Origin of the sequence: Enterococcus sp. DIV1224, from assembly GCF_050555455.1 — a bacterium.
Classification (GTDB): domain Bacteria; phylum Bacillota; class Bacilli; order Lactobacillales; family Enterococcaceae; genus Enterococcus_B; species Enterococcus_B lactis.
Genome location: NZ_CP187859.1, coordinates 166,121 through 183,928, shown reverse-complemented (window position 1 = coordinate 183,928; position 17,808 = coordinate 166,121). Strand labels below are relative to the sequence as shown.

General features: G+C 39.6%; 15 protein-coding genes. 4 read left to right on the top strand and 11 right to left on the bottom strand.

The window, feature by feature from the left end:
• Positions 1-44 precede the first annotated feature (44 nt).
• Positions 45-1,790 carry an ABC1 kinase family protein gene (locus tag IGK53_RS00910; RefSeq protein ID WP_002329727.1) on the top strand — a complete coding sequence of 582 codons (1,746 nt, stop codon included), beginning with the start codon at positions 45-47 and terminating at the stop codon, positions 1,788-1,790.
• A gap of 182 nt (positions 1,791-1,972) precedes the next feature.
• Here IGK53_RS00910 and IGK53_RS00905 read toward each other — a convergent pair whose 3' ends face one another.
• From IGK53_RS00905 to IGK53_RS00875, 7 genes are all read right to left on the bottom strand, one after another.
• Entirely contained in the window at positions 1,973-2,440 is a 468-nt protein-coding gene (locus tag IGK53_RS00905; RefSeq protein ID WP_002293427.1) for a YaiI/YqxD family protein, read from the bottom strand.
• Positions 2,424-3,797: a hypothetical protein gene (locus tag IGK53_RS00900; RefSeq protein ID WP_002329728.1), complete on the bottom strand. Its 1,374-nt coding sequence runs from the start codon at positions 3,795-3,797 to the stop codon at positions 2,424-2,426. The genes IGK53_RS00905 and IGK53_RS00900 overlap by 17 nt, the downstream gene beginning before the upstream one ends.
• Before the next feature lie 321 nt (positions 3,798-4,118).
• Positions 4,119-4,607, bottom strand: a complete 489-nt coding sequence (locus IGK53_RS00895) for a GNAT family N-acetyltransferase (RefSeq protein ID WP_002293430.1) — start codon at positions 4,605-4,607, stop codon at positions 4,119-4,121.
• Between the two features lie 21 nt (positions 4,608-4,628).
• On the bottom strand, positions 4,629-5,231 hold the full coding sequence (locus IGK53_RS00890) for a TVP38/TMEM64 family protein (protein WP_002293431.1): 603 nt from the start codon (positions 5,229-5,231) through the stop codon (positions 4,629-4,631).
• Positions 5,232-5,692: 461 nt separating this feature from the next.
• Entirely contained in the window at positions 5,693-6,322 is a 630-nt protein-coding gene (gene udk / locus IGK53_RS00885) for a uridine kinase (protein ID WP_002289751.1), read from the bottom strand.
• Positions 6,323-6,405: 83 nt separating this feature from the next.
• On the bottom strand, positions 6,406-7,101 hold the full coding sequence (locus IGK53_RS00880) for a YjjG family noncanonical pyrimidine nucleotidase (protein WP_002315562.1): 696 nt from the start codon (positions 7,099-7,101) through the stop codon (positions 6,406-6,408).
• A gap of 12 nt (positions 7,102-7,113) precedes the next feature.
• Positions 7,114-7,830 carry a 16S rRNA pseudouridine(516) synthase gene (locus IGK53_RS00875; protein ID WP_002293433.1) on the bottom strand — a complete coding sequence of 239 codons (717 nt, stop codon included), beginning with the start codon at positions 7,828-7,830 and terminating at the stop codon, positions 7,114-7,116.
• A gap of 327 nt (positions 7,831-8,157) precedes the next feature.
• On the opposite strand from IGK53_RS00875, the gene IGK53_RS00870 reads away from it, so the two are divergent.
• The 3 genes from IGK53_RS00870 (at position 8,158) to IGK53_RS00860 (ending at position 10,967) form a co-directional block, all read left to right on the top strand.
• On the top strand, positions 8,158-8,766 hold the full coding sequence (locus IGK53_RS00870) for a 50S ribosomal protein L25/general stress protein Ctc (RefSeq protein ID WP_002293435.1): 609 nt from the start codon (positions 8,158-8,160) through the stop codon (positions 8,764-8,766).
• A gap of 325 nt (positions 8,767-9,091) precedes the next feature.
• Complete coding sequence (locus tag IGK53_RS00865; RefSeq protein ID WP_002289744.1) at positions 9,092-9,415, top strand: DUF960 domain-containing protein; 324 nt, start codon at positions 9,092-9,094, stop codon at positions 9,413-9,415.
• A 181-nt stretch (positions 9,416-9,596) separates the two neighbouring features.
• Entirely contained in the window at positions 9,597-10,967 is a 1,371-nt protein-coding gene (locus IGK53_RS00860) for an MATE family efflux transporter (RefSeq protein WP_430604879.1), read from the top strand.
• A 128-nt stretch (positions 10,968-11,095) separates the two neighbouring features.
• Here the strand turns inward: IGK53_RS00860 and IGK53_RS00855 are convergent, their stop codons facing one another.
• The 4 genes from IGK53_RS00855 to pnp form a co-directional block, all read right to left on the bottom strand.
• Positions 11,096-12,397: a hemolysin family protein gene (locus tag IGK53_RS00855; protein WP_002293437.1), complete on the bottom strand. Its 1,302-nt coding sequence runs from the start codon at positions 12,395-12,397 to the stop codon at positions 11,096-11,098.
• A 216-nt stretch (positions 12,398-12,613) separates the two neighbouring features.
• The gene (locus IGK53_RS00850) at positions 12,614-14,605 is read right to left on the bottom strand and encodes a KUP/HAK/KT family potassium transporter (RefSeq protein WP_002293439.1); all 1,992 of its coding nucleotides are present in this window, start codon (positions 14,603-14,605) and stop codon (positions 12,614-12,616) included.
• 143 nt (positions 14,606-14,748) lie between these two features.
• Positions 14,749-15,015, bottom strand: a complete 267-nt coding sequence (locus IGK53_RS00845; RefSeq protein ID WP_002293441.1) for a GlsB/YeaQ/YmgE family stress response membrane protein — start codon at positions 15,013-15,015, stop codon at positions 14,749-14,751.
• 510 nt (positions 15,016-15,525) lie between these two features.
• Positions 15,526-17,652 (bottom strand): polyribonucleotide nucleotidyltransferase, encoded by a 2,127-nt coding sequence (gene pnp, locus IGK53_RS00840; protein WP_002329729.1) that lies wholly within the window; start codon positions 17,650-17,652, stop codon positions 15,526-15,528.
• Positions 17,653-17,808 lie beyond the last annotated feature (156 nt).

Below are 17,808 nucleotides of genomic sequence, written 5' to 3'. Positions count from 1 at the left end.
CCGTTTTTTATAAAAAGTTATGATAAAGGAAAGGAGGGATGATGATGGCGCAAACAAATCCACGCAACCGCTTGGCAGAAATCATTCGAGTGTTCATCAACTACAATGTAGTGCCAAACTTTGTACAGCAAAAAAATCCCGAACAGGTAAAAAAAGCCTTTGAAGAATTAGGACCCACCTTCATCAAGATAGGACAGATGCTTTCTGTTCGGGAGGACTTGCTTTCCTCTGCCTTCACTCAGACATTCAAAACATTACAAGACAGTGTACCTAGCGACACATTTTCAACGGTCAAAAGGACGATTGAAACGGAACTTTCTCTTTCAGTATCAGATATATTCGATGATTTTTCCAAATCACCTTTTGCTTCCGCTTCTATGGGACAGGCGCACCGTGCCAAGCTGAAAAGCGGTGACGCGGTAGTTGTTAAGATCCAACACCCTAACATTGCCGAAGAGATCCGCCTTGATCTTCAACTATTTGAACGTGCAATCCCTTTGATCAAATACATTCCTGAAACTAGCGTCGTTGATCTAAAAGGGGTACTCCAAGAAGTAAAACGTTCCTTGATCAATGAAATGGACTTCTTAAAAGAAAGTCAAAATGGCGAACAATTCTATCAAAAGAACAATGGCTGGAAAGAGATCCGCAGCCCCAAAATTTATGACGCTTTTTGTTCGAAAAAAGTGATCGTGATGGAAGAAATGTCTGGTAAAAACTTGAATCATTTGATGAATGCCGAAAACGGAACAGAAACTTTTATCACCGGTATTCAAAACAAGCAGCTGAAACAAGAAGTTGCAAAGCTTTTAGTTGAGAACTTTATGAAACAGGTGTTTGATGATGGTTTTTTCCATGCTGATCCTCATCCGGGGAATTTGCTGTTCCATGTGCTAACAAAAGAAGAACAGACACGAGCTCGCCGAACAGCTGAAACAGTTCATGAAAAAGAGTTCGGTCCCTTTGCTTTTCGAGCCTCTACTTCTACAGAAGACCCTGTTGCGCCATATACGGTCAACTACATTGATTTTGGCATGATGGGGCATCTTTCTGCAGGTCTTAGGCAAAAGCTCACACAAGCCGTTTTAGCGCTGTATACGAAAGATGCTTATCGAATCGAAAAAGCGGTCCTTCGACTTTGTCAGCAGGAAGGCTTATTTGATGAAAGTCGGTTTCATCAAGAACTGACAAGTTTTCTTGAACAATATTATGATTCCCCTATTGATGAAATCAACTTGCAAGAAGTATTCGCACAAGTCGTGATGATCTGTCATCAAAATAATCTGCAGTTCGACCGTGATATCACGCTTTTGCTGAAAGCATTTGGGACATTAGAAGGGGTGATCCGTGTCCTTGACCCTGAAGTTTCCCTCATGGAAGTTGCTTCGCCTTTTGCCCAACATTACTTTCTCACCCATTTGGATGTAGAAGATACATTGAAACAAAGTGGATTAGACCTATTAGAGGGAATGAAGGCTGCGCCTAAGATTCCACAACAGCTCCATCATCTATTAGAAATGTGGACTTCGGGACAAGGAAAAGTCAATTTGGAATTAAAAAAGCAAGACAAATTATTGAGCAGGATCGAAAGTATGATCAATCGGCTTGTTTTCGGTATGATTTTAGCTGCATTGATCGTAGGATCTTCCCTACTTGTCCAAGCTGCACCTGTAGAAAATGCAGAGGTTGTTTCCTTATTAGGGATATTTACGTATGCTATTGCCGCATTTGTCATTATTTTTTTAGCAATCGATGCATTGATCCAAATGTATAAGAAGAGGAAAAAGTAGAAAAAAGTTGGGAGAAAGCTGTTCTGTCTCAAGCAATAAGAACGACCAAATAAAAATAGCTCCTCCTATTTTACCGTTTTTTGAGCGAGTACCGAAGAACAACAAAAAAAGGAACAAGGAACCCATTTATCCTGTTTCCCTGTTCCTTTTTGGTGTATTCGCGCACAAGTAAACTACCTTCGTTACCTACTATCTTCTGTACTTGGTAAACCTTGGTCAATTGCCTTTTTCAACGCTTGACGAAAAGCCGTATGATCTTTCTCCGTAAAAGGTTTTGGACCCTTTGTCCTTATGCCAGCTTTTCTTAACTTCCCACTATGGTAACGTTGTTCGAGAAGCGTACCGATATTCGCTTCGTCAAATTCTTTTCCAGAGTGATGGAATACTCGAACACCCTTCGGCAATACAAGTGAAGCTAAACCATAATCTTGCGTGATCAAAAAGTCATTCTTCTTAACCATACCGACGATTTTATAATCTGCACTATCAGCTCCACGGTCTACGTAGACGATTTGGACATGATTAGCGTATTCTTTGATCGTATAATGATCTACACTGGTTACGATAATCACGTCGAGACCATAGGATTCTCCTAACTTTATGACGTCGTCTTTTACTGGAGAACCATCCCCATCAATGAATAGCCTCATTCTTTTTCGCCTTCTTCCATAAATGATATACAGTCACCAATCCGCTCATTAAAAGACCGACATTGATCCATTTGGCTAAAATAAGCAGTTGCGCACTTGCTATCGGCACTGCTCCATGGTTCAGCATGATCAGTAGTAGATGGATTGGCTCTCCCATTTCTTTTGCTAAAATAAACAAAAGCGTCATCAATAAAAACTGGTGGATCACACTTCCTTTATTTTGAGTAGTGTATTTGGCAATAATCCGACGATCCATTGGAATAGCTACATCGGTTTGATAGTATTCCTTATTTAGCCAACTGCCTGTTACTACGTGCCAGAAACTAAGCAGAAAGACACCTATCGCAAAACCATTTGGAATCAAGAGGACCAGCAAAGAAGAACTCAGTCCAAGCAATTGCGTAGCCAATGGAGACCATGATAAACGTTTCAAAATCAATGGTCCGACTATTTTTGCTGCAATCAAACCGGCAGCATAAGGAAAATACATATAAAACGGAAGTTTCTCTAATCCGTACAGTATGCCAACATAAAAACTGCTAAACAAAAAAAGAAAATTCCCTAGCATTCCGTTTAGAAAAGTAAACAGATTCAGCCAACTTGGCAACTTCCATTCCTTCTTCTGGTGGCCTAAGACGAACACGAACACAATGAACAACACCAAGAAACCATAAACAGCAAGATCAAAAAGCCTTTCATCGAATAACAATCGGGCATTTCTCAAAAGAAACAATAAGCCAAAGAACACCAAAAATAAAACAAGCTCCCGCGTAGCCACTAGGTTTCTTTTAATATCTTTGAAATCCAGTTCGTAACGCGGATAATGACTGACCGTATGGTAGGCCATGACGTAAAAAAGTGTATAAATCGTAAAGCTTGCTGCAATCTGAGTCGGTGCAGGCAGTCCGATCGCTTGATACAGGATAAATAGCCAGATAGCTGCAAATAAGTATTTTTTCCCATCCATATTGATAAAGCCTTGCGTCTTCTCATGGAAATTGACCGTGATATTAGCAGGTACAAGCCATGCTGCACTCAGCCCTAGAAGAACACTTGAAAAATAAAACAAAGGAAAATAAAATACGCCTAGTATTCCAAGTAATGAACCAGTACCACCCATCAGCAGAGCGATCATCAGCAACGTGTAACTATCTAGACCAAATCGTAGACTATTGACTAAAAACAGCCCAGTCATCCGAAAGGCATAAAACAGCGTAAATGGCAAAATCGTCAGCCAATTATGCGAATCTGTTATTCCCAAAAATAAAAGATAAGGAATCAAAATAATCGTATTGCTTAAGATAAAGGGCGTTGTTTGCGTAAAATTGCGCCCAAATCGTTTGAGTTTTTCGAACATGACAATGGCTCCCTTAAACAGTCTTATAACTAATCTGCTCTTCGATTTTAGCATTAAAGGGGAAATAAACCAATTTTACAGAATATATTCTTGTAAAAAAAATGCGGAAAGAAGCATAAGCTTCTTTCCGCATTTTTGCGGTACTTGATTACTCAAGCAGACAAGCCCTTCTCCACAAAAGTCTTGCCCGACACCCCTGCATCCGGCAGGTGATAAAGATAGAAATCAATTATCCTGTGCCTCCAAAATCAATTAGGAGCTCTGTAAACCAGAGTCCTTCTCGACCCGTCGCATGAAGTTACTTTAACACAGTTCCTAAGATTATGCGAGAGCTTTTTTCATTTTATAATCGACCATTTGAAATCCTTGACCGATATCTGAAACAAGTTCTTCTGTAATCTCAAACCCTTCATGCTTATAAACCTCGATTGCTTGGTGATTTCCCTGGTTCACTCGTAAAAAAATCTCTTTTTCCTTTGTTTGCGCAGCAAGTTCTTCATACCAGCGAAAAACCGAAGAAGTCAATCCTTGGCCACGGGCTTTATTCAGCAAATATAATTTACTTAAATAGATTTTACCTTTTATCTCTTCATAAGCAGTGTAACCAACAGTCTTCCCTTCACTTTTTAATAAAAAATAAGAAACGCCTTCTGCCAGTTCTTTTTGGATCTGCTTTTTTGACTGATAAGTTTTCAGCATATAATCGACTTGCTTTTGACCAATAATTGGTACAAAAGCTTCCGGCCATACTTCTTGAATGACTGCCATCAGCTCATCCAGTTCATTTTCTGTTACTTTTATTTTTTCCATACACCCACGTCCTTTTTTACATTATAAATGACCTTGCGCTTGATGGAATAAAAAGAGCATGATCATACTGTACACACCTACCGACCACGGCTTCAAGAAAATCACGATCTGCATAAACTCTCTAAAAGATAATTTCGTCAAACCAGCTACTAGACAGATTAAGTCGTCTGGCGCAAAGGGAAGCAGCAAGGTAACGACTAATACTTTTTTGATATCTTTCGTTTTTCTTGTCAGCAATTCATCAAATTTTTGATACTTTTTTGGCGATAAAATAAGCTGGACAAAGGCTACGCCATAGTAACGGACAAGCAAAAATCCGATTGCTTCTCCAATCACTAGACCAATACAACTATATAAAAGCCCAAATCCATTGCCAAACATCAGCATGCCAGCTACCGAAGAGATTCCTCCCGGCAAAATAGGAATGATCACTTGGATCACTTGCAGCAGAACAAATACTATCACTGCATACTTGCCGAATTCCTGGATAAACGCTTGCAAAGACGTGCTTGAACGAAAAATCCCATGATGATAAGCATAGAGAATCAACACAAAGAAAAACAACAGACCGATGATTGGCATGATCTGAAGACATTTTTGTAAAACTGATGCTTTTTTAGACATCTTTCTTCCTCATATCTTTTTTCATTTGCTAAAACTGCCTCCTTAGGGGGTGATGCAAAAGTAGCTTCTTCGGAAAATTCCTTCTTATTTATTGAAGCTGACTACTTCTGACACAACCTCTTGTTAAACGGTGTTCAAAAGCTTGCATCTGCGATAATAAACCCAACCAAACGAAAAACATGAGAAGCTGTTTTTGTTTGATTTGTTCTTATTACTGGATGCAGGGCAGCTTTTTCACGACCTCTGATTCACGGTGCTCAATCAGCTGACCTTCGGTATTAGCTCAAAAAACGGTAAAATATAAGGAACTATTTTTCCGTTTGTTTCTCTAATACTCAAGTCAAGACGCTGATTTCACAACCTCTTGTTATAAATAAAAAAACAGTTGACTGGTGACTGTTCAAAAAGCAGGATCCTTGCTTTTCAAACGGTCGCAGTCCGTTCAACTGTTTCGCTGCGCACTATTTATGGTTTAAGAAACTAGCCACTTTTGTTGTAATCAAATCAATAGCAACGTGGTTTTCTCCGCCTTCTGGAACAATGATATCCGCATAGCGCTTCGTTGGTTCGATAAATTGATGATACATCGGTTTAACAACTGTCAAATATTGCTCGATCACGGAGTCCAATGTGCGTCCCCGTTCTTCCATATCCCGTTTGATACGACGAATAATACGAATATCATCGTCTGTATCTACGTATACCTTGATATCCATCAAGTCACGCAGACGTTCATCTTCTAAGATCAGGATTCCTTCTAGAATGATCACTTCTTTTGGTTCCTGAATGATCGTTGCCTGACTTCTTGTATGCGCTACATAGTCATACACGGGTTTTTCAATGGCTTTATAGTTCAGTAAGTCGCCTACATGCTGAATCAGCAGATCATTATCAAAGGCAAAAGGGTGATCGTAATTTGTGTTCAATCGTTCTTCAAAACTCAAATGGCTCTGATCCTTATAATAAGAATCTTGTTCAAGCATCATGATGGAATGGTCCGGGAAGTTGTTGAAAATCGCACGGCTGACACTTGTCTTTCCGCTTCCTGACCCACCCGTCACACCAATGATAATTGGCTTGCTTTTTGTCATTGACTAAAACCTCTTTCGTATCCGTTTTTTCATTCTAATCTATTATAGCGAAAAAACACGAAAATGCTATATTTTTCTGAAAATTAATCCTTTTCAATTTCCAATAATGAGTAAAGTTCTTCTAAAGAATCGATTCGATAAGTGGGTTGGATCTCTTCGATTTCCGGCAATTTGTTTTTATTGAACCAAATCGTATCGATCCCTGCCATGTTCCCTCCTTTGATATCAGAAGTCAGTGAATCACCAATGATCACCGTCTGCTTTTTATCAAGATCAGGAATGTGGGAAAATACATGATCAAAAAATTCTTTCATCGGCTTTTGCGCTCCGACAGCTTCTGAGACAAATATATCTTTAAAATAATCAAGCATTCCTGCATCTGTTAAACGCTGATATTGAGTATGCGACACACCGTTCGTTACAATATAAAGTTCGGCGTGAGGATGGAGCTTTTTCAGAAGTTCTAGACTTCCCGGAACAAGATCATGTCCTTGGTTCAAGTAGTGACGATAGCGTTTCTCCATTTGGCGACTATCTACTGTTTTCCCAAATTGCTGGAAGAGTAATCCAAAACGACTGCCTGTTACTTCTTCTCGTGATAGTCTGCCCTTTTCAAATTCCTGCCATAAATGATGATTCAAAGCCTTATAGCTCGTTTTGATTTCTGGTGTCAATGTGATCCCTTGCTCTGCGAACAAAGCACTTAAAGCATTTGCCTCAGTTTGTTGAAAGTCTAGCAATGTATCATCAACATCAAACAATAAAGTGTTATATCTCATCCTTTTAATCTCCTATTTAAAATAAATACTTAACTTTTTCATCTCTGCTAGCGTCAACGATCGGTACTCGCCTACTGCCAAGTGTTCATCTAATTCCAATGGTCCCATGCTTAACCGCTTCAATGCGATCACTTTCTTTCCTTGGGCTAAAAACATCTTTTTGACTTGATGGAATTTCCCCTCTTGGATCGTCAATAAAACGGTACTTTGGTGCTTGTCTGCTTTGAGTATTTTTAGATTAGCCGGCTGGCATTGGTACCCATCAGCGAATACGATTCCTTTTTCAAATGCTGCTACGTCTGCTGATGTCACCCTTTCGTTCACCACTGCTTGATAAGTCTTTGAGACCTTTTTTTCAGGAAGGAGCATTTCATATCCCAATTGGCCATTCGAAGTAATCAGCAATAGTCCTGTTGTATCTCTATCCAGTCTTCCCACTGGATAGAGCGGCTGAAAACGATCGGCACTTGCAATCAGATCGATTACCGTCGTCTTTTCTGGATCTGACACAGCAGTCACAGCTTTTTTAGGCTTGTTGAGAAGATAGTAGGACTCATTTGTTTCTAAATGTTCACCTGCTACTTCAATCCGATGCAGCAAACTGTCTACATTTCGATTTTGTCGAAATTCGACTGTGCCATCGATCATCACTTGCTTCAAAGCAAACAGCCGCTTCATTTCCTTACGTGTCGTTTCTAATTTTTCTTCTATTAATTTATCTAAGCGCATACCGTTTCCTTTCTTATTACTAATAAGAATTATACCTTGAATATGTTTGCTTGCAAATAAATCATCAACGTTATTCCTTGACTTAACTAGCAGTTCGCGTTACGGTTAAAGAGTAAAGTGAATTGGATTTCTCATACACAGCGTAATGACCTGGTGGAGAAAAGTTGAATCCTGACTTTCTAAGGGGAGATGCGCACATCTCTCCTTTTGCGTTTTTTAAGCGCCCTGCCTTCGATGATGTGCAAGAGATTAGCCTTTAGAATTCACTTAAATAAAATCTGTCCGTTACCAAAGCAGACAGTCACATTTTAAGGAGGAATTTTGGTTATGTCAGTATCATTAGAAGTAAGTAAAAGAGAAGTACGTCCCCGTTCATTAAGAAATAAACTTCGTCATGAAGGGAAAGTTCCAGCTGTTGTTTATGGGTATAAAATAGAAAGTACCCCTATCTCATTCGATGGTTTGACACTAAGCAAATTGCTGCGTGAACATGGAGCAAACACAGTTATCACGATGGACATTGACGGACAAAAAGTCAATACTTTGGTTCATAAGATCCAAACGAACACTTTTACTAATCATTTCGAACATGCAGAATTTCTATCTGTCAACATGTCGGAAGAAACAGAAGTCGAAACAGAAGTCGTTCTTGTTGGCGAATCAGTTGGTGTCAAATCGGGTGGAGTGTTAGCTCAAAACTTGTATACAGTAGTCGTATCTGCTACACCAGACAAATTGCCTGAACGAATTGAAGTCGACGTGACAAACTTGGAATTAGGCGATTCTATTACAGTAGCCGATCTTCCAAAAAACGACGATTACAAGTTCGTGACCGACAGTGAAGAACAAATTGCTGCTGTAGTCGCTCAAAGTGAAGAAGAAGAAAGCACAGGTGAAGGCGGCGAACCAGAAGTAATCGGTTCAAAAGAAGAATAATACTGAAACAATCAGGTGGTGTTAGAAGCGGCGGGTCAGCAGCTTTTAACACGCCTTTTTTATTTCTAATCGTTTATTTTCATATGGGGCTTCCGCTTTTGTAAATAGCTTTGCAAACGAAAAATGCTGATTTACCAAGCTTTTCCTCGCATATTTTTATCGTACCTTTATAAAAATTTATACTTTGAAAAAAAGTATTCAATTATTGTTGCATTTTTCCTGATTCTTTATTAGAATGAACCCTCGTTAAAGTAAGTATTTCTAGTTTATCCTATGATTGATTATAAAAATAAAAACATTCGTTGATTCGAAGGAGGTTAACCAGATGTTTGAAAGTTTTGATAGCAGCCGCAACCGTTACGCTTCAGTTGGTGTAGTATCAAGTTTGCCAGATGAATTGATTGACAGTATATGGTTTATTATTGACCTAGATCTTAAGGGAGTCATTCCATTAGAAAATATATTAACCTTTGATTTGATCGAAAATCGTGGAAAAGTGACGATGCATTTTTCTCAAGCAGGAAGCAATGTGGAAATGGATATTGATTTGCCGTTTGCCTATTCGAACCAATTTCCTGCTCAAGTATACGCCTATGATGACGGTACGAGAGAAACGATCCTTTTACCAAGTGAGATCAGACAATATTAAGGTGATAGATAAACGTGGATGTCCCTTATTTTACAGACCAGGCCAAGTTGTTGATTCTTTGACTCAATTCTTGGCTTCTTTTTATGGAATTTCATCAATTATCATTGATTTCTAATTGGTATTCTCAGGATAAACGCTATATACTACTAACTAAATTTTAAAGATATAAGGAGTTTAAAAGATGCGCGATTTAACAAAAGGAAGCCCCGCTAAACTGATTTTGCTGTTCACTGTTCCTTTACTGATCGGAAACGTTTTTCAGCAGTTTTATAATATGATCGATATGATCATCGTGGGTCAGACACTAGGTAAAAATGCGCTGGCAGCGGTTGGTGCAACTGGAAGCCTGACATTTTTGATCATTGGTTTTGCCCAAGGATTAACAGCTGGTTTAGCCATTATTACTGCACAACGTTACGGTGCAAAAGATTATCGGGGTCTGAAGAAAAGTTTTGCTGCTAGTGTTGTTATTAGTCTTGTCGTCACTGTGATTTTAACTGTCCTGAGTCTCCTGTTTATTCGTCCGATGCTTCAGTTGATGCAAACTCCTCCTGAAATAATTGATCAAGCACAAACATTTATTTCAATTATTTTGTTAGGGATCTTTGCATCCGTCAGTTTCAATTTGCTTTCTAATGTCATTCGCGCACTTGGTGACAGCCGCACACCATTATTCTTTCTGATCATTGCGGTCATCATCAATGTCGTACTTGATTTGATTTTTATTATCTATTTTGGTATGGGTGTGGAAGGTGCAGCTATTGCTACCGTAATCGCACAAGTTTCTTCTAGCGTACTGTGTCTTGTGTATATCAAGAAAAAGATGCCTTTATTACAGTTACGCAAAAAAGATTTCAATTTTGACAAAGAAGAGTTTCGTGTACATCTAAATGCAGCTTTGCCAATGGCGTTCCAGTCTTCAATCATCGCTGTCGGTGCTATCGTATTACAAGCAGCACTAAATAGCTTAGGGACAGATGTTGTGGCTGCTCAAGCCGCTGCTGGTCGTATTGATCAATTTGCCAATCAACCGATGATGTCATTTGGTATCGCAATGGCGACTTTCACTGCACAAAACTATGGTGCAAAGGAATATGGCCGAATCTTGGAAGGTGTACGACAAACTTTATTGATGAGTGTCGGATTTAGTCTTTTAGCAGGTGCTATCGTCATTTTCTTCGGACATTTCTTTGTTCAACTGTTTGTTAGCCCATCAGAAACACATGTATTTGAATTAGCACAAACCTACTTCAATATCAATGGGTCTCTTTACTGGATCTTAGCAGTCCTGTTCATTTTACGCTACACGCTTCAAGGTCTTGGACAAAGCAAGATTCCTACGATCGCCGGTATGATGGAATTGCTTATGCGTTCTTTTGCAGCTATCGTTCTTACAGGAATGTGGGGGTATCCAGGAGCCGCAGCAGCTTCTCCTCTAGCTTGGATCGGCTCTGTTGCTGTGTTGCTTTACTCTTACATGCGTTCGATGAAACAATTGAAACACATGGGTGAAGAGGAGCATTTCACGTTAGAACATGCCGAAGCAAGGTAACCTTGATTAAAAGAAATCGGTGCGGCTAAAAATGAAAACTTTTATTGAAAATATCTTCTTCGTTTACCGAAAACAGGTTTTTTAGATAACAAAAGGCTGTGACATTTTTTGTCACAGCCCTTTTTCATTTATTCTGCTTCTCTTTCCATGGTCTCTACTTTGAAATAATCGATATGTGCATGCTGGTATTCTAATACCGTGAAGCGAAATGAGGCAATCTCAATGATCGTTCCTGCGTTTATTTCTTTGTATCGGCTAGAAGCAAATCCCGCAAGTGTAGTAAAATTCGTTTCTTCAAACTCTGGAATCTCTACATGAAAATAACGTTGGAAATCATCTAATGTTAGTTTGCCGGAGACGATATAAGAGCCATCTGACTGTTCCGCTATCAACGCTTCGTCCAAATCTGTCTCATCCCGGATTTCCCCGACGATTTCTTCTAAAATATCTTCAATCGTCACTAAGCCGCTTGTCCCTCCATATTCATCTTTTAAGATAGCAATATGTTTTCCTTTTTTTCGCATGATCGTCAATAATTTTTTTATAGGGATCGTTTCAGTTGTGACGATTGGCTCTTTAATCAAATGTTCTACTGTCAGTTGGTCATCTTTATAAGATTGCTTGATCAAATCTGGTAAGGTAACATAACCTAGAACATTGTCTTTGGATTCTAAAATCACTGGATAGCGAGTATGTCCTTGCTCGATCGAAGCTTTTATCGCTTCTTTTACTGTTTCTGAAGCTTCGAATACTTGCATAGACGTACGATCTACTTGTATATCTTTTGCCAAGGTATCATCAAATTCAAACACGTTTTCCAAATAATGATATTCTTCTTTGGTCAACTCTCCTTTTTCATAAGAATTCAATGCGACTAATGTCAGCTCTTCTTGAGACAAGGTTTCTTCTCCTTCAGATACGAGGCGCACACCTAAAAGCTTTCCTAGACCCGCTGCCGAATGATTCAATACCCAAATAAAAGGAAACATTACTTTATAAAAATAATGAAGCGGTTTGACTACGAACAAGACGACCTTCTCCGTATTGACGATACTATAGCTCTTAGGAAGCAGTTCGCCAATAACCACATCGATATACGTCACTAAAATAAATCCTAGCGCCACAGAGATTGTACTGCTGATAGCCGAACTGAAAGGTAGTTTACCAATCACTGGTTCCAGTAGAGCCGCGACAGAGCCTTCACCGACCCACCCGATGATCAGACCGGTTAGCGTAATTCCTAATTGACTAGCTGATAAATAATTATCTAAATGGTGTGTAACATGAAGAGCTAGCTTGGCGTTCTTCACGTTTTCCTTTTCTAGTTGTTCCAATTTTGATCGTCTGATTTTCACTAAAGCAAATTCACTTGCTACAAAAAATGAAGTAATTGCGATCATCAAAAATAAAATAATGAAATTGATAACCATATTCTCCCGCCTTTCTCTTTTTCTATTGTACCCTTTTTCTACAAAAAGATTGAAAATAATGCGTATTTATATTAGGAATAAAAAAGGAGATATGGCTGAAAAATGCCACATCTCCTTCTTACTCAAAAGCATTGCATTACTTGTTGCTAAACAGCTTTTTCATGATTTCTGATAAAAACGGTATTCAAAAGCTGAATTCAGATCAAAGCGCTACTTTCACAATCGCTCTTTCAACCATGTTTTCCGAGTATTTCCAATGATAAGCGGAACAGTTTCATGTTTTACTTCACTGTACTCTAGCCCAAACCATGTTTCTGGCGAGGTAGCGATTTTTTTGATTGCCAGTTTTGCCTGCATGATTTGACGCTGCCATTTTCCTAGAGTTGTCACATTGGAGACTACTTCATCAATCAGGACAAATTGGAAATCGCCAACTTCCCGTCCTGGTGTCAGAGAGTATCTTTGTGGCTGTTTTGGCAAACGGCCTTGTTTCATCAAATCATGGATGACTTGGCGAACATATACATTGATTTCCTGTTGGACCCTGAAACCTAAGAACAGATTCACTTGGACAATAAAGTCGGTGCCCATCATATCTACTTGATATTCTTTCGTATATGGCTCATCCGTCACTTCCACATGAACAAACCAATAAACTCGTGCTCTTTTAGGTCGCTTATCTAAAATCGAATAGATGAACTGTCGTCCCACTTTGTCTTCAGCCATATCAGGCACTAAGAAGACTACATTCGTCTGATAGATTGGTAAAGAAGTATCATCACGTAATTCTTTAAGCTGAGGGATATAATCTCTCAAAGACACATCCTCAGTTGACGATTCGCGGATGATGTTTCCTTGTTCCCAAATGAACATCACAACTAAGATGATCAAACCAATCAGAACGGCTACAAAACCGCCACGGAAGAATTTGACGACACTTGAGATAAAGAAAACAACTTCTATTGCACCAAAGAAAAAGGTAACTAAATATGCAAACCAACGAGAATGCCCATTTTGGATAAGATAAAAGTAAAGCAGTGCCGTCGTCATCAACATGGTCACCGTGATTGACAGACCATAAGCAGCTTCCATATGATGGGAAGTTCGGAATGTGACAACCACTAGAGAACAGGCGATCCATAGAATCAGATTGACTGCTGGGATATACATTTGCCCGATACTGTTTCCAGGATACATGATCTTTAATCGAGGCAGCAGTTTCAACTTGATGGCTTCCGAAACCAGCGTAAACGAGCCTGTAATCAATGCTTGCGAAGCAATCACCGCAGCAACTGTTGCAAAAGCAACGCCAATCACGATCCAACTTTGAGGCATCATTTGGAAGAATGGATTCAGGTTCTTGATTTGCTGTGCTTCAGGGTTTTGATAAATATTCAATAACCATGCAGCCTGCCCAAAATAATTGATAACCAAACAAATTTTGACGTAAGGCCAGCTCAAACGAATATTTCGTTTGCCGACATGTCCAAGATCGGAATAAAGCGCCTCTGCACCTGTCGTAGCCAAGAAAATATTTCCAAGAATGAACAAGCCTAGTTTGTTATCTGCACTAAAAAGCAGCTGGATTGCGTAATAAGGGTTCAATGCACGGATAACTGTCCAATCCTGGCTAAAATTCAGCAACCCCATTACTCCTAAAAAAGTAAACCAAGCGAACATGATTGGTCCGAATGCTTTTCCGACAATATCTGTCCCAAAGCGTTGGACCATGAATAAGACAAAAATAATAACTAAAGTGATAATGACGATCACGTTCTGGTTATTACCGAACCGGTCAAAAAACTGCGGAATTCCCCGCAATCCTTCAATCGCAGTCGTTACTGTCACAGCAGGGGTCAATACCCCATCTGCTAATAAGGCAGCTCCTCCGATCATTGCAGGAATGATCAAATATTTCCCACCTTTTCGGACAAGTGTGTAGAGTGAGAAAATTCCACCTTCCCCATGGTTATCTGCATTCAATGCAATCACGACATATTTGATCGTTGTTAGTAGAGTCAATGTCCAAAAAATCAATGAGACTGATCCGATAACAAAATCAGGATTGATTCCTGTCAATCCGCCATTATCTTCAACAATCGATTTCATCACGTAAAGCGGACTTGTCCCGATGTCTCCGTAGACGACTCCCATCGCTACAAGCAGGCCAGCCATTGATATCTTTTTGGTATTGTGCGTTGTTGCCACGTTTTTCCCTCATTTCTTGTTATATGGATGTCCTTTAGGTAAGCTTGAATGATAGACGATCTTCTTATCCATGACACCCGCTTTCCTAAATTGCTTCTAATTATCCAAGTAACACACTGAAGTGTCAACTTATTTGAATAAAATTATTCTTTCTTTGGTCGTTCCCTGATGCGTCTTGCCACAAATGAATAAAGAGCAAGGCAAAAAATTGCACCCAATAATGCTGGGATCAAATAAAAACCGCCAAGTTCCGGTCCAAGCGGTCCTAGTAAAAATTCGCCAAGCCAGCTGCCTAAAAAGCCGATAATGATATTTCCAGATACACCACCTGGGACTTCCTTTCCCAAAATGGCACCAGCTATCAAACCTAACACACCGCCGATAAACAACGACCATAAAAAGTTCAGCATAGCCTTCCCCTCCTTCGTCCCTTTATCTCACTTTTATTTTACGCTTTATTTAGAAGGACTCCAAAAATATGCACCAAGAAACTCCAGAAAAAAAGAAGTTGTGACAAAAGTGTTCAGCTTATTTCCGTAGAAGCTGCTTCTGGAACACCGTGAATCAGAGGTTGTGAAATCAGCGGTTTGACCTGAGTATTAGAGAAACAAACGGAAAAATAGTTCCTCATATTTTGCCGTTTTTTGAGCTAATATCGAGGGACAGCTGATTGAACACCGTTTATTGGAGAGGTTGTAAAAAAGCTGTTCTGCATCAAGTAATAAGAACAGCCAAGTAAAAACAGCTCCTAATGTTTTTAACTTGGCTGGACTGATTACCGCAGATGCAAGCTTTTGAACACCGTTTATTCGCAAAAAAAGGACTGTGACAAAAAACTGTCACAGTCCCCTTTTTTCGAATAATTGTTGTTCTCCTGCCAATTTCTTGATCACAAGACACAATATTCATAAGAATTAAAATTATTTTGCTTCGTTTTTCGTTGAATCATCTTCATTCAACATTGCTTTTCTTGACAGATTTACGCGTCCTTGTTTATCGATTTCAGTTACTTTCACAAGGATCTCATCACCTAGTTTAACAACATCTTCGACTTTATTGACACGATCGTTTGCCAATTGAGAAATATGGACAAGTCCATCTTTTCCTTTGATCAAGTTGACGAATGCACCGAATTTTTCGATACGGACAACTTTCCCTAGATAAACTTCACCGACTTTGACTTCTTTTATCAGATCTTCGATGATCTTGATGGCTTTTTTGATCATTTCTGCATCAGCAGAAGCAATACTTACTTTTCCATCTTGATCGATATCGATTTTTACACCCGTTTCATCGATGATTCCATTGATCGTGTCTCCGCCTTTACCGATGACGTCTTTGATTTTAGCAGGTTCAATCTGGATCATTTCGATTTTTGGTGCATATTGGCTTAATTCTTCACGTGGAGCAGCAATCGTTGAAGTCAATTCTTCTAAGATTTCCATACGTGCTTGTTTTGCTTGAGTCAATGCTTCAGTTAGGATTTGTTCTGTGATTCCTTGGATCTTGATATCCATCTGCAAAGCAGTGATCCCATCTTTTGTACCGGCAACCTTAAAGTCCATATCGCCAAGATGATCTTCCAACCCTTGGATATCTGTTAAGATCGTATAGTTCTCACCATCAGAAACAAGTCCCATCGCAATACCGGCAACAGGTGCTTTGATTGGTACTCCTGCATCCATCAATGCTAACGTGCCAGCACAGATACTTGCTTGGGAAGAAGAACCATTTGATTCCAATACTTCTGCTACCAAGCGGATCGTATAAGGAAATTCTTCTTCTGAAGGGATTACTTGTGCCAATGCACGTTCTCCTAATGCGCCATGTCCGATTTCCCGACGACCTGGAGATCCTGCACGTCCTGTAGAACCAACAGAAAATTGAGGGAAATTGTAGTGGTGGATGAATCGTTTGCTGACTTCAACCCCTAAACCGTCAATGATTTGGTGCTCTCCTAAAGGTGCGAGTGTACAAGCAGATAAAGCTTGTGTTTGTCCTCGTGTGAACAATCCTGAACCATGTACACGTGGCAATAAGCTGACTTCTGATGACAATGGACGGATTTCATCCAATTTACGCCCGTCAGGACGGATTTTATCGATGGTAATCAATTCACGTACGACATCTTTTTCCAAATCTTCCGTGATTTGTTTGACTTCTTTCAATAAGTGATCTTCATCTTCGTGACCTGCAAATTTCTCAGCGTAAGCTTCACGAATATCGAGTTTCACTTGCTCAATGTTCTCTTCGCGAGCAAGTTTTTCTTCGGTCATTACTGCTGCTTTCATTGTAGCGTAAGAAGCATCAAAGATTTCTTTTTTCAATACTTCATCAACTTGCAGTAAAGTGACTTCCATTTTTTCTTTTCCTACTGCTTGAACGATTTCTTCTTGGAAAGCAACTAATTCTTTGATAGCGTCAAAACCAAACAGCAATGCACCAAGCATGTCTTCTTCTGAAACTTCTTTCGCGCCACTTTCAACCATGTTGATCGCTTGTTTCGTACCAGCAACAGTCAATTCGATATCTGTTTGTTCTGCTTGCTCTACCGTTGGATTCAAGACATACTCACCATTTACACGACCAACTTCTACACCTGCAATCGGACCATCAAATGGGATATCTGAGATCGATAATGCTAAAGAAGAACCTAACATCGCTGCCATAGCTGGTGAACAGTCAGTTTCTACACTCATCACGATGTTCGTTACTTGGACTTCATTACGGAAGCCTTCCGCAAACATCGGGCGAATCGGACGGTCGATCAAACGGGCAGTCAATGTTGCTTCCGTACTTGGACGACCTTCTCGTTTGATGAAACCTCCAGGGATTTTCCCTGCTGCATACATTTTTTCTTCATAATTGATCGTTAATGGGAAAAAGTCTGTATCTTTTGCTTCTTTAGAGGCCACAGCTGCACTTAAGACCACTGTATCTCCATAACGGACTAAAACGGCTCCGTTTGCTTGTTTTGCTAGCTGACCGACTTCGATTTGTAAGGGACGGCCGCCCCATGTCGTTTTGAATACTTGTTTTTCTGACATAACTTCTCCTTTTCCTTCTCGTGAAAGCAAGACGCTACTAAACAAATGAAAACTGCTGAAAGCCGTTTTTTGAGCAGCTTTCATTTGGTTAGTAGGAGTCCATCTAGCTTGATCACGGAATTTTGCTTAATTGATATACGAGTAAAAAAAGTGAGA

What these genes read in the sequence shown, in the direction of transcription:
- IGK53_RS00870 (WP_002293435.1), top strand. Translation starts at nt 8,158, where the DNA reads ATGTCAGTATCATTAGAAGTAAGTAAAAGAGAAGTACGTCCCCGTTCA.
- IGK53_RS00880 (WP_002315562.1), bottom strand. Translation starts at nt 7,101, where the DNA reads ATGAGATATAACACTTTATTGTTTGATGTTGATGATACATTGCTAGAC.
- IGK53_RS00845 (WP_002293441.1), bottom strand. Translation starts at nt 15,015, where the DNA reads ATGCTGAACTTTTTATGGTCGTTGTTTATCGGCGGTGTGTTAGGTTTG.
- udk (WP_002289751.1), bottom strand. Translation starts at nt 6,322, where the DNA reads ATGACAAAAAGCAAGCCAATTATCATTGGTGTGACGGGTGGGTCAGGA.
- IGK53_RS00890 (WP_002293431.1), bottom strand. Translation starts at nt 5,231, where the DNA reads ATGTCTAAAAAAGCATCAGTTTTACAAAAATGTCTTCAGATCATGCCA.
- IGK53_RS00900 (WP_002329728.1), bottom strand. Translation starts at nt 3,797, where the DNA reads ATGTTCGAAAAACTCAAACGATTTGGGCGCAATTTTACGCAAACAACG.
- IGK53_RS00855 (WP_002293437.1), bottom strand. Translation starts at nt 12,397, where the DNA reads ATGGTTATCAATTTCATTATTTTATTTTTGATGATCGCAATTACTTCA.
- IGK53_RS00875 (WP_002293433.1), bottom strand. Translation starts at nt 7,830, where the DNA reads ATGCGCTTAGATAAATTAATAGAAGAAAAATTAGAAACGACACGTAAG.
- pnp (WP_002329729.1), bottom strand. Translation starts at nt 17,652, where the DNA reads ATGTCAGAAAAACAAGTATTCAAAACGACATGGGGCGGCCGTCCCTTA.
- IGK53_RS00910 (WP_002329727.1), top strand. Translation starts at nt 45, where the DNA reads ATGGCGCAAACAAATCCACGCAACCGCTTGGCAGAAATCATTCGAGTG.
- IGK53_RS00895 (WP_002293430.1), bottom strand. Translation starts at nt 4,607, where the DNA reads ATGGAAAAAATAAAAGTAACAGAAAATGAACTGGATGAGCTGATGGCA.
- IGK53_RS00865 (WP_002289744.1), top strand. Translation starts at nt 9,092, where the DNA reads ATGTTTGAAAGTTTTGATAGCAGCCGCAACCGTTACGCTTCAGTTGGT.
- IGK53_RS00905 (WP_002293427.1), bottom strand. Translation starts at nt 2,440, where the DNA reads ATGAGGCTATTCATTGATGGGGATGGTTCTCCAGTAAAAGACGACGTC.
- IGK53_RS00860 (WP_430604879.1), top strand. Translation starts at nt 9,597, where the DNA reads ATGCGCGATTTAACAAAAGGAAGCCCCGCTAAACTGATTTTGCTGTTC.